This window comes from Protofrankia sp. CiP1_Cm_nod1, assembly GCF_920888515.1.
Classification (GTDB): Bacteria; Actinomycetota; Actinomycetes; order Frankiales; family Frankiaceae; genus Protofrankia.
In genome coordinates this window covers 1-14831 of record NZ_CAKKTM010000445.1, presented here as the reverse complement: position 1 = coordinate 14831, position 14831 = coordinate 1, and the positions used below count along the sequence as shown (strand labels likewise).

The window sequence follows — 14831 nt, the reverse complement described above, 5'->3', positions numbered from 1 at the left end:
GCACAAACCCGGTCCGGGACTGAATATCCTGCCGATACGAGGTAACGTCGATACTCGGATAAGGGCCGCGCCGATAGACGCATTGGATCAGCGGGCTGTTGGATCAGCGGGCAGGGTTCGGCGGCGCGTCGCGAAGCAGTGTACGAGCTGCCCGGGGCTGTGGATCCGGCAGAGCCTGTCGACAGGCGCCGGAGTTGTCCCGTCCCGTGGGCGGGATGTCGCGGGCGGGAGCGTTCAACAAGATGGCGACGTCCGGGCAGAGGTCCGGCGAGGTGACGGGAGGGAGGCGCTGGCAGTCGAACACGTAGGTGAGCAGGACGCGTCGAAGCCCAGGTTCGAGCGCGCGGACTGTACCGACGACAGGCAACTCCCCGCGGGCTGCTACGGTTTGTACTGGACGGTCCACCATCGCGGGCTGCTGTTGTTGCCGAGCGTGCCTACCCGGCGGCCATTGAGGCCGGTCGCGGTGCGCTGGTCGGCGCCTTCGCCGAGGTCGCGATGGCGTCCACCGGAACATCGGGCGCCGGTGCCATTCGACCACGGGCCGTGGTCGCGTTGCCGGAGAGGGAGCGTGTTCTCCGGCGCGGGATCACCGGGTCCGCCGACTTACCCGGGGGCGCTGGGAGAGCGCCTCGCGGACACGATGTTGTCCGCCGGAGCACAGACGCTGATGGGAAATCGCTGATCATGGCCACCCGCCGCACAAAGAAGCCTCTGACCCCGGTCGCCCTCGTTGGAGCAGGCCCACGCGACCCCGGTTTGTTGACAGTTCTCGCCGCCGAGACGCTGGCCGGGGCCGATTCGGTAATCGTCGATCCGGACGTCGCCCCGGAGATTGTCGCCAAGCTGCCCGGCGAGGTGCTGCGGATCGGCGATACCGACGTGGCAAAACCAGTCCTGGACGCGACCGCGGCGACCACCGTCGTCGTCACCCGGGCCCGTGCCGGTGAGCGGGTCGTACGCCTGTACTCCTCGGATCCGTGGCTGACCGGAATCGGCACCGCCGACGCGCAGGCACTCGCCAAGGCGAAGATTCCCTTCCGGGTCGTGCCGGGGATTCCGACCGGCGCGGCGGTCGCCACCTATTCCGGGATCGCCACCGGCCTGCCGGTCACCTTCGCGAGCACCCAGGGGGTCTTCTCCGCCAGCGGGGTGCGGCCCACCGTGGCCCCGGTGGCGGAGACGCCCACCACGGGGCTGGGCGCCCCGTCCTTCGGGGCGGGCCGCCTCGGTGGACGTGGCCTCTCCAGCCTCGGCAGCTCCGGCTCCGGTCTTGGTGGTCCCGGGCTGGGCGGCCCAGGGCTGGGCGGGTCCGGGCTGGGCGGGTCCGGGCTCGGCGCGGGTCTCGCGGCCTCGCCGCTGGGCTCCTCGCTGGGGCTCGGCGGGCTCGCCGGGAGCGGAAGCCTGGACGTCGGCGGCTCCGGCTCGGACCTCGACTGGGCGGCGCTGGCCCAGGCACCCGGCACCCTTGTGGTGACGGCGGTCTCCAACGAGGTCGGCAAGGTCGCGGCGGCGCTGGTCGAGCACGGCCGGGCCGGCGACACCCCCGTGTCGGTGACGGTGGACGGCACCACCACCGACCAGCGCACGGTCACCTCCACCCTGGACCGGATCGAGGCCGACGCCGCGCCCGTCGTCGCGAACGCCCCCTGCGTGGTGATGTCCATCGGGGTCGCGGTCACAGCTCGTAACAAGCTGTCCTGGTGGGAGTCGCGCGCGCTGTTCGGCTGGACGGTGCTGGTGCCCCGGACGAAGGAGCAGGCGGCGATCCTGTCGGATCTGCTGCGCTCGCACGGCGCGAGCCCGCTGGAGGTGCCCACGATCGCGGTGGAGCCGCCGCGGACGGCCGCCCCCATGGAACGCGCGATCACCGGCCTGGTGTCCGGGCGCTACCAGTGGGTGGCCTTCACCTCGGTCAACGCGGTCCGGGCCGTCCAGGAGAAGGTCGAGGAGCGCAGCCTGGACGCGCGGGCGTTCGCCGGCGTCAAGGTGGCCGCGATCGGCGAGGCGACCGCGGACGCCCTGCGCGCCTTCGGCATCCGCCCCGACCTCGTCCCCTCCGGCCAGCAGTCCAGCGAGGGCCTGCTCGCCGACTGGCCCGACTACGACGACGTGTTCGACCCGCTCGACCGGGTGCTGCTGCCCCGGGCCGACATCGCCACCGAGACCCTGGTGGCCGGCCTGAAGGAGCGCGGCTGGAACGTCGACGACGTCACCGCGTACCGCACGGTGCGGGCCGCGCCGCCGCCGGCCCCGATCCGGGAGGCGCTCAAGGGCGGCCGGGTGGACGCGGTGGTGTTCACCTCCTCCTCGACCGTGCGCAACCTGGTCGGGATCGCCGGCAAGCCGCACGAGACCACGGTGATCGCGGTGATCGGCCCGCAGACCGCGGCCACCGCGGTCGAGCTGGGCCTGCGCGTGGACGTCCAGGCGTCCGAGGCGTCGATCCCGTCGCTGGTGCAGGCGCTGGCCGACTTCGCCGCCGAGCACCGGGAGGAGCTGGGCAAGGTCGGCCCGCTCGCGGCCCGGCTGCCCAAGCCCCGGCGCGGTTCCCGGCGGTGAGCGTGCCGCCGCGCGTCACCGCCGGTGCGAGCACGGCGGGGCCGGCCGCCCCGCGTCCGCCGTTACCCGGGGCTGGCGCCCTGGGTGCCACTGCCCTGGGTGCCACTGCCCTGGGTGCCACCCCCGGTGGGGGCGTGGGATTCCCGCTGGCCCGGCCCCGTCGACTGCGCCGCGGGGCACCATTGCGCCGGCTGGTGGCCGACGTCCGGCTGCATCCCGCGGATCTTGTGTTGCCGCTGTTCGTCAAGGAGGGCATCGACGCCCCCGCGCCGATCGCCTCGATGCCCGGAGTCGTCCAGCACACCCGGGAGTCGTTGCGCAAGGCCGCGGTGGAGGCGGCCCGCGCCGGCGTCGGCGGCCTGATCCTTTTCGGCGTGCCCGCGCACAAGGACGGGCGCGGCTCGGCCGCGGACGACCCGTCCGGCATCGTGCAGCTCGCCCTGGCCGACCTGGTCACCGAGATCGGCGACGACATGGTGATCATGACGGACCTCTGCCTGGACGAGTACACCGACCACGGCCACTGCGGCCTGCTGACCGAGGACGGCGAGGTCGACAACGACGCCACCCTGGCCCGCTACGCGTCGATCGCCCTGGCGCAGGCCCGCGCCGGCGCCCACGTGGTGGCGCCGAGCGGGATGATGGACGGGCAGGTCGGCGCGATCCGGGCGGCGCTCGACGGCGGCGGCTTCTCCCACGTCCCGGTCCTCGCCTACTCGGCGAAGTACGCGTCGGCGTTCTACGGCCCGTTCCGGGACGCGGCCGAGTGCGCGCCGCGCTTCGGCGACCGCGCCGGCTACCAGCAGGATCCGGCCCGTTCCGTCGGCGAGGCCCTGCGTGAGGTCGCCCTCGACCTCGCCGAGGGCGCCGACGCCGTGATGGTGAAGCCGGCGCTGGCCTACCTCGACGTGCTGCGGGCGGTCGCCGACGCCGTGGACGTGCCGGTCGCCGCCTACCAGGTCTCGGGCGAGTACGCGATGGTGGAGGCGGCGGCGGCCAGCGGCTGGATCGACCGCGAGCGCGCCATCACCGAGACGCTCACCGCCATCCGCCGGGCAGGCGCGGACATCATCCTGACCTACTGGGCGACGGAAGTCGCCCACCGCCTGCGCTGACCCACACCGCCCGCGTTTACCCTCGCAGGTCCCGCCTGCCCCGCGTCGCCTCCGTTGTCGCAGGCCGCTTCTGTCGCATCGCCGACGTCCTGACGATTCTGTGGTCTCGGTATGTGGTCTCCAGTGTGCGGTACGTACTGATCCGCCCGCTTCAGGCGGTACTCTTGCTTTACAGCAAGATCTGTCGAGGTATGGAGGAAGGTGCGCAGTGACCCTGCTCATGGAGCGGCCGGTCCACGAGATCCCGGTCGCGTGTTCGTACCGATGGTACGAACAGATCGACTATGGTGATGGCATGGCCGTCGCAAAGGTGTCCGTCTCCCTGGACGAACGTGTCCTCACCGCCGCGCGGGCAGCGGCGGCAGCCGAGGGCGTGAGCCTGTCGTCCTGGATCTCCCGTCTGATCGACCATCACATCGGCATCCAGGAAGGTCTCGCCGCCGTCCGCGAATACGAGGCCGAACACGGCCCCATCCCCGAGGATGCGCTGCGGCGTGCCGACGAGATCCTCGACCGTCTCGGAGTCGGGAGGAAGCCCTGATGGCGCAGGACGAAGGAGGGGTCACGTACGACACCGGTGCGCTCCTGGCGGCTGAAGCCGGTGATCGTGCGATGTGGGCGCTGCACCGGCGAATCCTGGAACGGGAAGTCCGTCCGGTCATTCCCGCGCCCGTGCTGGCGCAGGCATGGCGAGGCGGTCCACAGCCGTTGCTGTCCCGCCTGCTGAAGGGCTGTGACGTCGAACCGCTGTCCGAGGAGACCGCGCGGGCCGTCGGCGCGCTGCTGGCCCGGGCGGGAAGCAGCGACATCGTCGACGCCGCGGTCGTGCTGAACGCGGCCTCGACGGACCGTTCGATCCTGACCAGCGACACACCGGATCTGCGCGCCCTGGCCGAAGCCCACGGGACGAAGGTCGACATCCACCCCGTGTGAGCTCCCCGTCCGCGCGTCTGTCCGTCCGTCCGCGCAGGTCCGTTCCGCTGCCTGTTCGCGGTGTTTCCGGGCAGGAAGAAGCCGTGAGAAGCAGTACGGCAAAGACCGGCGGGGGCCGGTCGGGACGGAACGGCAGCGCGGCGGAACAGCCGGGCGGGAGGCGGACGTGGTTCTGACACCGGTATCGACCAAGAAGATGGGAAACATCCGGGAAGCGGCCGAACGCGCCGTCCAGCACGGTGTCGTCACCGTCGACATCGACGGTCGGCGCTACGAGCTGCTGCCGTCCGAGCAACTCGGCTACTTCGCCGGTCTGGTGGCGCTCGGTCTGCTCGGGATCATCGAGTGGCCGGTCGCGGCCGTCGTGGCCGTCGGGCACACGATCGCCTACCGCAGCCACCGGCAGGGCCTGCGCAACCTGGGCGCCGCCCTCCAGGAAGCCTGACCGGCCGGGCGTTTGCGCCGGTTTGAGGTAGCCGGCCCATGTGAAGCGGGCCAACCGGCGGGACCCGGCGTGGGCGAGTCCCGTGTTGCCATGTCCCATACGATCGGCGTCGGACCCGTATGGACGGAGGATGCGTCGACATGGCGGAGGACGGCATCGACGTCCGTGAAGAGTACTTCGACAACATGGCAACCGGTGTCGAGGCCGAGTTCGATGGCGAGCAGCCGGGTATCGCCAGGCCCTGGGATCCGGATGACATCCGGGTCGGTACGAAACAGTTCTCCCTCCGCAACATCCTCGATCTGATCGACGACGGTGATCTGGAGCTGGCGCCCGACTTCCAGCGGAACAAGGTCTGGAAGGCCCGCCAGAAATCGCGTCTCATCGAATCGATCCTGCTGCAGATCCCGCTACCGGCATTTTATTTTACCGAGGACACCAGCGGTATGATGCGCGTCGTCGACGGTCTACAGCGGCTGTCCGCCGTGCACAGTTATGTACGGGGGCGGCAGCAGGCGTTCGCGCTGACCGATCTGGAGTATCTTGGTTCGGCTGAGAAGAAACGTTTCGAGGAGCTGGCACCGGCTCTCCGGCGTCGGATAAACAATGCGCAGATCGTCGTCCATGTCATTGATTCGACCACTCCACCAGATGTCAAGTACGACATCTTCAAGCGGATTAACACAGGTGGTACGCCGCTCAATGCTCAGGAGATCCGGCACTGCATGAGCAGGAAGCGCAGTCGAAGTTCCTCAAGCAGTGCACGCACACTCCAGAGTTTCCAGAGTTCGATAGAGCCACTGGCGGACGTTTTCGTGATCATATTCGGATGGATGACCGCGAGGTGGTACTCCGATACTGTGCATTCTGGCCGAGGGGCGTCGACGGCTATGTCCGGGAGAGCTCCATGGATGCTTTCCTGGAGAGAACAACAGGCATGCTCGACGATTCGCAGGAGGTTTCAGAAGATCGCTTGAATCCGCCCCATGACGACGGAGGCCGGACAGCGTCGGTCGCCGGCCGGGTCGGGGTGTACCGAGTCCTTCGCGTGCGCCGGCTCCACCGGGCCGGCGCACGCGAAAGAGCCACGGATCACAGCAGGTATCGCCTTATTGGGAACCGGTGTTCACCTGACCGAGGAATCGAACGCGAAAACGGCCGCCAGCACCGCATTATAATCCCTCGCTCTCATGCTTTCGCCGGGAGATTTCGTGCTCCTACAGGGAGCGGTGGTAGATGCCGAAGGCGCGGGTGGCGAACTTGCCAGCCAGCACCGCCAGGGCGGTGAGGCCGAGCAGGTGGAGGCTGATCGACAGCCAGTCCGGGTCGACCGACCCGGCCTCGCGGACGGCGGTCACCGCCCAGTCCACCGGGTTGAACCAGGCGACAACCCGCATCCAGCCCGGCATGAGCTCCTTCGCCATGATCGCGGATGACAGGAACGTCAGCGGCAGGACGCAGAAGTTCACCGCCGCGATCAGCACCTCCTCCCTGCGCACGATCAGGGCGAGCCCGTAGGACAGGGCCGCCACGATGAGCGCGACCAGCGCGGCACCGGCGAGCAGGACGGCCGGGCCCACCAGCCCGTTGTGGTAGCGGGCTCCGATCGCCCAGCCGAGCAATATGATGATCACCGACTGGATGATGGTAATCAGCACCTGGAAGACAAGTCTGCTGCCGATCAGGGCACCGCGTCGGACCGGCAGGGTCAGCATCCGGTCCGTCACACCACGGTCGATCTCGATGATGACGTTCATCCCGGACCAGCCCGCCGAGAACAGCGCGCTCATCACCACCACACCGGGCGTGAGAAAGTCAAAATAGGAGCCGCCGCCAAAGCCGGGGACATCCACAACCCGGCGGAACAACGATCCGAACAGGGGCAGCCATACCACCGCCTGCACGATCGTGATCGCCAGGTAGGCGGGCTGGCGTAGCATCGCGCGCAGGTGACGGACGGTCAGCCAGCGCAGCTGGCTGGCTGCCGAGGCGGTGAACCCGCTCCGCTCGGCAGCCGGCAGCGGCTGTGGCTCCGGGATCCTCGTGATGTCAACCGGAGCAGCCGGGACGGCCGGAACGCGGGCTCGTGCGGCCGCGCCGGCCGGGGTGCCGGTCGTGCTCCCTGGACTGGTCGGGATGTCACCTCTGGCGGCGCCACCGGCCGGGGCGATCGCGGTGCCAGGGCTGGCCGGGGCGGCGGCTTTGGCGCCAGGGCCGGCGGTGTCGACCGTGTCGGTGGTGTCGACCGTGTCGGTGGTGTCGGTGGTGTCGGTGGTGTCGGTGGTCGTGCCGGTGTCAGTGAGGCCTGCCATCAGGCCACCCCCTTGTCCGGAACAGCGTTGGGCTGGGCAGCCCCGTCCTGGGGCCTGTCGTCCTGGAGACTGTCCGGGACGGGGCCGGCATCCGCTCCGGGCCCTGCGTCGGCGGTGAACCGGCGGCCCACGTGACGCAGGTAGACGTCGTCCAGGGACGGCCGGGCGATCGTCGCCGCGACCACCGCGACGTCCACCCGGTCGAGAGCCGCGAACACGGCAGGCAGCGACGAAGCGCCATGGGTGACCCGGGCGTGCACCTCCCGGCCGTTCACCGTGGTCTCGGTGACGCCCGGGACCTGGTCGAGGGCCGCGGTCACTGTCTCCACGACCACGGCGGCCGGGACGGCGGCGAGCTCAAGGTGGACGGCGTCACCTTTCAGTTCGCTCTTGAGCGCGTCAGGACTGCCCTGGACGAGGATGCGCCCGCCGTCGATGATCGCCACGAGGGAGGCGAGCCGGTCCGCCTCCTCGAGGTAGTGCGTGGTGAGCAGGATCGTCAGGCCGTCCGCCGCGAGCGAACCGATCTCGTCCCACATCTGGGCGCGTGCCTGCGGGTCCAGGCCGGTGGTGGGCTCGTCGAGGAAGAGCACGCTGGGCTGGTGGATCAGGCCTACCGCCACGTCGAGCTTGCGCAGCATGCCACCGGAGTAGGTGCGCGCCGGCCGGTCCGCGGCCGCCGTCAGCTCGAACTGGTCGAGCAGCTCGGTGACCCGGTCGATCAGCATGGAGCGGGGCAGGCCGTGCAGGCGGGCGGCGAGTGCGAGGTTCTCGCGACCGGTGGCCTCCAGGTCGATGCCGGACCGCTGGGCGACCACGCCGATGCGCTGCCGGACCTGCTCGGGATGTGCGAGGACGTCGATCCCGGCCACGCTGACCGTCCCCGAGTCCGGGCGTGACAGCGTGGTCAGGATCTTCACTGTCGTGGATTTGCCGGCGCCGTTCGGCCCCAGCAGGCCGAACACTGTCGCGGGTGCGACACCGAAGCTCAGGCCGGACAGCGCACGCACGCCCCCGCGGTAGGTTTTCACCAGCTTTTCCGCCTGAATCGTGAAATGTTCGCCCGGGTCCGTGGTGTGTACGGTGCTCCGGAAGACGGCCGCGTCCGTGGCCGTTCCGGCGGCACCGCCAGGCCGCGTCAGCGTGGCCGCCGCTGCTGTCGCCGTTCCCGTGGCTGTCGCCGTTGCCGTGGCTGTCGTCGCGGCCGCTGTTCCCGCTGTTTTCGTGGCCGTGGTCCGCTTGGCGGTCCCGGATGTTCCAGGCAGTAGTGTGGTGGCGATGCCGGGTGGCTGCCCGGCGGATTCCGGAGCCGGGTGTGCGGTCATCAGATCCCCCCTTGTCCGCATTACTCTTCTTTTTTTCCGGCGGTATTTTCCGGGCAGGGCGCCGGGCCGCTGCCCGGGGGTTTCCGTTGAGCCTGCCGGACTGGCTCCCGGATCTCCCGGATTTTCCGGACCGGCTCCCATACCTGCTTCCGCGGCTCCTGGCCGGGCTCTGCCGATCCGCCGGGAATCCCGGATCCGGCGGGCGGCGCGGGCCCGCCGGGAGTTCCGGGCACGGGATGAGTCCGGCTCCCGGCGAGAATTACGGTTCCGGCGGGAATGCTGGTTCCGGCCGGAATCCGGCTCCCGGCGGAAGTCTTGGTTCCGGCAGGAGTCCCGGTTTCCGCGGGAGCCCCGGTCCCGGCGGGAATGCCGGGCGCGCGAGGAGCGCGGTCGCGTCGCCGTTGGCCTTCCAGGGCCTTGAGCACGGCCTCCCGTATCCGCTCGGGATCGGTCTCGCCGCGGGTGTGGATCGCGTCCCAGATGTGGATGCCGTCCAACGTCCTGTTGGTGATCTCCGAGATGAGCTCGTCCACGTAACGCAGCTCGGCCTCGGCCAGGGCGCTGAAATACTCGGTTTCCAGGGTGAACAGCCGGGGGAGCCCCTTGCGGACGGCCAGCGCCTCGCCCGCGTGGCTGTGCTCGATCTGGAGCAGGAGCCGGTTGCGGCGTTCGGTGAGCAGTCTCGCGGTGTCCTCCGGTGTGAGCACCGCCAGCATGGAAAGCGCCGCCTCGAAGCGGAGATACTCCTTTGTCGGCGTGCTGACCAGTTCGGACATCCAGTCGTAGAGCTCGGTCCGGCCGGCCGGCGTGATCTCGTAGACGGTCCGTTCCGGCCGTCGACCGTCACGGACGGTTTCGCGGGCGGTGATGTAACCGTTGTGAGCCAGTGCGTCCACGACCGTGTAGAGCGAGCCGTACGTCAGCTTGATACTGTCTTCCTTGTGCCGCTCGCGCATGGTTGTCGACATCTCGTACGGGTGCATGGGCCGTTCGTTGAGAATTCCGAGCACAGCAAGGGCCAGCATGTTTGCCATCCGTCGACGGGCCATGTCCGTACCGTTCTCCGTCCGTGCTGTTCTCCGCCCCCGATTACTCGACTGCGAGTGTCCGGTTACAAAAGCCGGCCTGTCAATCCGGCCGGGCGGCTGGCGGAGCCGACAGCGCTGTCCTGATTCGCGAGATATTCACCGGACATGACGGAACCAGGACGCGGCGAAGCCAGGACATGATGGAATTCCTGCCCGGTGCCGCGGGAGGTCCTGATATTCCCGGTCGTCCCACACCGGATCCGACGGACGGATTCTATAGACGAGCTTGGCGGACAGATTCGGCGGACGTGTTCGGTGGACGGGCTTGGCGGACGGGTCTGGTGGACGGGGACGTCAGCGGTCCGACCATTGCGGATGCCCCGGGCCGGACGCTCGACGAGCGCTGCGTGACCCGCTGCGTCATGCTCGGAAGTGCGTCGTGACACCTCCGGCACGGGTGGGCTCGGCGGCGCACCCGTGCCGGCCTCTGGCCCCCTGACTCCTTGGCCCCCTGACCATTCTCGGCCTCGGATCGGCCTCGGATCGGCCCTGGCCCTCGGCGGCGCGCCCCGCGCCGGCCTGTCAGCCGCCCACCGGCCTGCTGGCCGCCGCCGACGTGGAGTGTGCCGGCCTGTCGGCCATTTCTCAGCGTGTCCGCGCTGGCCGTCGGTCATGCGCCGGCGCGGATACGTCGGTCTGTTGGCTTCTCACCGGTGTGGCCGCTGGCTTCTCACCGGTGTGGCCGCGTCGGCCTGTTGGCTTCTTGGCGGCACGGATGCGCCGGCCGGCCGGCATGAGGCGCGCGGCCGGTGGGCGTGCCGCGTCACGGACGCCGGTGGGCGGCTGGGTCATCCCCGCCCACCGGCGGCCCCGGGGCCGGCGTCCCCTGTACCGCGCCGGCCCGGCTCCTCGGCGGTCGGCCGCAGGCGTCCCCGGTGGTGGAACCGGGATGGGGACCAGGGCCAGCGGGGGGCGGCGCTGACCTGCGAGGATCGGGGCATGTCAGTCGTGTCCGGGGCCGCTGCCTCCGAGGAGTTGTTCCGTCGAGCTCAGCGGATCATCCCCGGTGGGGTGAACTCACCGGTTCGGGCGTTCCGGGCGGTTGGCGGCACACCACGGTTCATGGTGTCCGGGGACGGTGCCTACCTCACCGACGCGGACGGCCACCGATACGTCGACCTGGTCTGCTCCTGGGGCCCGATGATCCTGGGGCACGCCCACCCGGCGGTGGTCGAGGCGCTGCGGGTGGCCGCGTCGCGGGGCACGAGCTACGGCACGCCGAGCCCGGGCGAGGTCGAATTGGCCGAGGAGATCGTCTCCCGGGTGGGGCCGATCGAGCAGGTCCGGCTGGTCAACTCCGGGACCGAGGCCACCATGAGCGCGCTGCGGCTCGCCCGCGGCGTCACCGGACGGTCGAAAATCATAAAGTTCGCCGGCTGCTACCACGGTCACGTCGACGCGCTGCTCGCCGCCGCCGGCTCGGGGGTGGCCACCCTCGGCCTGCCGGACACGCCGGGAGTGACCGCGGCCACCGCGGCGGACACGATCGTCCTGCCCTACAACGACCTGACCGCCGTGGACGAGGCCTTCGCCGAACATCCCGGGCAGATCGCCGCCGTCATCACCGAGGCCGCCGCGGCGAACATGGGCGTCGTCCCCCCGCTGCCGGGTTTCAACGCCGGGCTGCGGCGGCTGTGCGACGTCCACGGTGCCCTGCTCGTCCTGGACGAGGTCATGACCGGCTTCCGGATCGGCCCGGCCGGCTGGTGGGGGGTGGAGGGCGCCGTCGAGGGGTGGGCCCCGGACCTGTTCACCTTCGGCAAGGTGATGGGCGGTGGGCTGCCGGCGGCGGCCTTCGGCGGGCGTGCCGAGGTGATGTCCCACCTCGCGCCCGTCGGCCCCGTCTACCAGGCCGGGACGCTGTCGGGCAACCCGCTGGCGGTCGCCGCCGGCCTGGCCACCCTGCGTGCCTGCACGTCCGAGGTGTACGCCACGGTGGACGCCCGCGCCGGCGACGTCGCCGGCATCATCTCGACGGCGCTGACCGAGCAGGGCGTGCCGCACCTGCCCAGCAGCGCCGGCTCACTGTTCAGCTTCTTCTTCACCGACGGGCCGTCGGTGGTCGACTACGCTGGAGCGCGGACGCAGTCCAGCGCCCGGTACGCCGCGTTTTTCCATGCCATGCTGGACGTCGGGGTGTATCTGCCACCATCCGCCTACGAGGCGTGGTTCGTCTCGGCGGCGCATGATGACGAGGCCGTCGAACGGATCGCGGCCGCCGCGCCGACGGCGGCCCGGGCAGCCGCCGGCGTGCCCGAACCGGTCCCGGCCACGAGCGCTGGAGGGAAGCGTCCATGACATCCGCACGGCCCGGCGCGTCCGACCCCGTCGACGGGCCCCTGTCCCCAGCGCCGGAACCGTCCTCGCCGGAACCGTCCTCGCCAGGCTCCTTCCTGTCGGGACCAGCCTCGCCGGAACCAGCCTCGCCGGGACGGTCCGCGTCGGGTGGGCTGACCACCGTCCACCTGGTACGCCACGGTGAGGTGTTCAACCCGGAGAAGGTTCTCTACGGCCGGCTGCCCGGGTTCGTCCTGTCCGAGGCGGGGCAGCGGCAGGCGAAGGTCACCGCGGAGTTCCTGGCCGGGCGTGACATCGCCGCGGTCGTGGCGAGCCCGCTCGAACGGGCCCGGCAGACCGCGGCCCCCCTCGCGCAGGCCCTCGGCATCGGCGTGGAGATCGACCCCCGCCTGATCGAAAGCCGCAACGTCTTCGAGGGCAAGCCGTTCGAAGCCGGCCCGGCCCTGCTCCGCTACCCGCGGATGTGGCGGGTGCTGATCAATCCGTTCCGGCCGTCCTGGGGCGAGCCCTACACCGAGATCGCCGGACGCATGCTCGCCGCCGTGGCCGAGTGGCGGGACGCCTTCCCCGGCCGCGAGGTGGTGCTCGTCAGCCACCAGCTGCCGGTGTGGACGGCCCGGCGCGCACTGGAGGGCCACAAACTCTGGCACCGCCCGGACCGCCGCCAGTGCGCACTCGCCAGCGTCACCTCAGCCGTCTACACGGCGGACCGCCTGCTCCGCATCGACTACGCCGAACCCAACGGCCCCACCACAAACCAGCCGGGCTCCGTCGGCGCCTGACCCGACCAGCCGAAGGCGGCCCCCCCACCCACTGGGCCGAGGACGACCTGTCCTATGTTTCTGCGCGCGGGGCACCTGAGCTGCCCCGGCTTTCCGGCGGACGCGGGGTGCCCGTCGAGTCGGTGCGGCCGATCCGGGCTTTCGGATACCGGATCCGACGGATGCGAGGGGGACGCGACGGCATCAGCGTGTTCTCGGGCAGCGACCCGCACGCGTGGACGCGGCACGCGCGGACGCGACGCGGAACACCATCCCGCCATCGGCATTCATGATCGTTATCATGTCTGTGGACACGATCAGATGGCCGTCCGCACGTTCACCTCATCGAGCGGGCCGCCACGTATAACGAATTACCCGTTCCCCGGAGCGCGCACGGTCATCAGAGCACCACACAACTCGCGGATATCCCGCGACGTCATGAGGCGTCCGCGTCTGCCGTCACGGTGTTCCTGACAGCGACAAGGTTGCCCCTGATCACGGTCACACGGGGTGATCGGTGTCGAGGACCCGTAGGGCATCGGCCAGGGTCTGCTCAAACAGGCTGACCGCATCCTTCACTCGCCCCGCCGACCAGTAAGCGTGGACGAGGTTGTTCCGGGAGGTCAGGGTGTCGGGATGATCCGGACCAAGTATTCGCAGCATGTCGGGCAGCGTCCGCTCGTATAGGTCGATCGCCTCCGCCGCCCGCCCCGCCGACTCGTAGGCATAGGCGAGGTTGTTCCGGGAGGTCAGGGTGTCGGGATGATCCGGACCGAGGAGGCGCTCGTCGAGGGTCAGGGCACGCTGGAGCAGGGCCATAGCCTGCCCGGGCTGGCCGTGCTCGACGAGGTAGCTGGCGGCGCGGTTGTACAACCGGGTCAGCCCATCCGGGGGCGGGTTGAGGCCGTCGGCCCGGTCGAGAACCGCGCGCACGTGTGGCAGGGCCCGCTGCCACCGCGGCCACACCGCCGGGTTGTTTCTGATTTCCTCGGGCAGGACGGCGGTGCACAGCCCGACCAGCGCTGTGACCCGCTCCGTCCGTTCCGCGGTGGGCAGGGCGGCGCGGGTGGCGGCCTGGATCAGTCGATGCACGCTGGCCGTGTCGCCCGCGCGGGCGGCCAGGTGGTAGCCGACCAGCGCCCCCACTGTTTCCGCCCACGCCAGTCGGTCGACGGTCGCGGCCCGTAACAGTCCCCGGGGGCCGAGCGCGTCCGGGGTGGTGGTGAACAGTTCCAGCGGGATCGCCTCCGGGGCGCAGAACGCCCACAACTCCAACAGAGCCACCGCCGCCGGCCGCGTCTCCCGCAGCTTGTCGATCGACAGTTCCCACAGGGTCGCAACCGTGCGTTCCGCCCGCACCACCGGATCCGGCGCCGACCCGCGGACGAGCATGTCCTCCAACCGCTCCGCCAGCAGATCGGCGTACTCGGCCGCGGGCATGCCGGTCTGGTCGAGGTAGCCGGCGGCCTGCTCCACCGCCAGCGGCAGATCCCCCAGCAGCGCGCAGATCCGGTCCGCGACCGCCACGTCCAAGTCCGGGAAACGGCCGGTGAGCATCGCCATCGCCTCGGCGTGGGGCAGCATCGGGATGTCCAGCACCAGGCCGAGGCGGCGCCAGCCGGTGCGGCGGGAGGTCACCAGCAGCCGGCCCGGCCCCGGTGCGAACCGTAGCTTTTGTTCGAGGGTCGTCGGGTCGTCGGCGTTGTCGAACACCAGCAGCGACCGCGGCAGACGCACCCACGCGGCGACCACCGCCGCCGGGTCGGTATCCCGCGGCAGGCCGACGGCCGGGGCCAGGTCGGCGAGATGGCTGCCGAGCAGGTCGGGGTTCTCCGCCGGCACCCAGCCCACCCGGTCGAACGCGGCTGCGTAGCGGTGCAGGTACTCGATCGCCAGCGCGGTCTTCCCCACCCCACCCATCCCCGCCACCGCGGTCACCGCCACCAGCCCGGTCGCCGATCCCCTGGCCCCCGACGGCCCGACCACCGAGGG

12 protein-coding genes are annotated in these 14831 nt (G+C 70.5%); 8 read left to right on the top strand and 4 right to left on the bottom strand.

Annotated elements, in window-relative coordinates; genetic code table 11:
* Nucleotides 1–687 precede the first annotated feature (687 nt).
* The 6 genes from NBX02_RS20350 to NBX02_RS20325 all read left to right on the top strand — a co-directional run bounded on the left by NBX02_RS20350 (nt 688) and on the right by NBX02_RS20325 (nt 6032).
* The gene (locus NBX02_RS20350; RefSeq protein ID WP_250292591.1) at nt 688–2562 is read left to right on the top strand and encodes a uroporphyrinogen-III synthase; all 1875 of its coding nucleotides are present in this window, start codon (nt 688–690) and stop codon (nt 2560–2562) included.
* 110 nt (nt 2563–2672) lie between these two features.
* Entirely contained in the window at nt 2673–3677 is a 1005-nt protein-coding gene (hemB, locus tag NBX02_RS20345) for a porphobilinogen synthase (RefSeq protein ID WP_250292597.1), read from the top strand.
* A 208-nt stretch (nt 3678–3885) separates the two neighbouring features.
* Nucleotides 3886–4218 carry a hypothetical protein gene (locus NBX02_RS20340; protein ID WP_250285531.1) on the top strand — a complete coding sequence of 111 codons (333 nt, stop codon included), beginning with the start codon at nt 3886–3888 and terminating at the stop codon, nt 4216–4218.
* A complete protein-coding gene (locus tag NBX02_RS20335; protein ID WP_250285530.1) occupies nt 4218–4610 on the top strand; it encodes a PIN domain-containing protein in 393 nt (130 codons plus the stop codon). Before NBX02_RS20340 ends, NBX02_RS20335 begins: the two co-directional genes overlap by 1 nt.
* Before the next feature lie 166 nt (nt 4611–4776).
* Entirely contained in the window at nt 4777–5055 is a 279-nt protein-coding gene (locus NBX02_RS20330; RefSeq protein WP_250285529.1) for a hypothetical protein, read from the top strand.
* Between the two features lie 140 nt (nt 5056–5195).
* Nucleotides 5196–6032, top strand: coding sequence for a DUF262 domain-containing protein (locus NBX02_RS20325; RefSeq protein ID WP_250292589.1), 837 nt, complete (start codon nt 5196–5198; stop codon nt 6030–6032).
* A 240-nt stretch (nt 6033–6272) separates the two neighbouring features.
* Here the strand turns inward: NBX02_RS20325 and NBX02_RS20320 are convergent, their stop codons facing one another.
* The 3 genes from NBX02_RS20320 to NBX02_RS20310 all read right to left on the bottom strand — a co-directional run bounded on the left by NBX02_RS20320 (nt 6273) and on the right by NBX02_RS20310 (nt 9717).
* The gene (locus tag NBX02_RS20320) at nt 6273–7367 is read right to left on the bottom strand and encodes an ABC transporter permease (protein WP_250292587.1); all 1095 of its coding nucleotides are present in this window, start codon (nt 7365–7367) and stop codon (nt 6273–6275) included.
* Nucleotides 7367–8398, bottom strand: coding sequence for an ATP-binding cassette domain-containing protein (locus NBX02_RS20315; protein ID WP_250285526.1), 1032 nt, complete (start codon nt 8396–8398; stop codon nt 7367–7369). Before NBX02_RS20315 ends, NBX02_RS20320 begins: the two co-directional genes overlap by 1 nt.
* Nucleotides 8399–8712: 314 nt before the next feature.
* The gene (locus NBX02_RS20310; protein ID WP_250285525.1) at nt 8713–9717 is read right to left on the bottom strand and encodes a PadR family transcriptional regulator; all 1005 of its coding nucleotides are present in this window, start codon (nt 9715–9717) and stop codon (nt 8713–8715) included.
* Nucleotides 9718–10719: 1002 nt separating this feature from the next.
* Between NBX02_RS20310 and hemL the strand changes: the two genes are divergently transcribed.
* The gene (gene hemL / locus NBX02_RS20305) at nt 10720–12078 is read left to right on the top strand and encodes a glutamate-1-semialdehyde 2,1-aminomutase (RefSeq protein WP_250285524.1); all 1359 of its coding nucleotides are present in this window, start codon (nt 10720–10722) and stop codon (nt 12076–12078) included.
* A complete protein-coding gene (locus tag NBX02_RS20300; protein ID WP_250285523.1) occupies nt 12075–12860 on the top strand; it encodes a histidine phosphatase family protein in 786 nt (261 codons plus the stop codon). The genes hemL and NBX02_RS20300 overlap by 4 nt, the downstream gene beginning before the upstream one ends.
* 480 nt (nt 12861–13340) lie before the next feature.
* Here the strand turns inward: NBX02_RS20300 and NBX02_RS20295 are convergent.
* Nucleotides 13341–14831 (bottom strand): tetratricopeptide repeat protein (locus NBX02_RS20295; RefSeq protein ID WP_250292585.1); only part of this gene is annotated, 1491 nt, incomplete at its 5' end.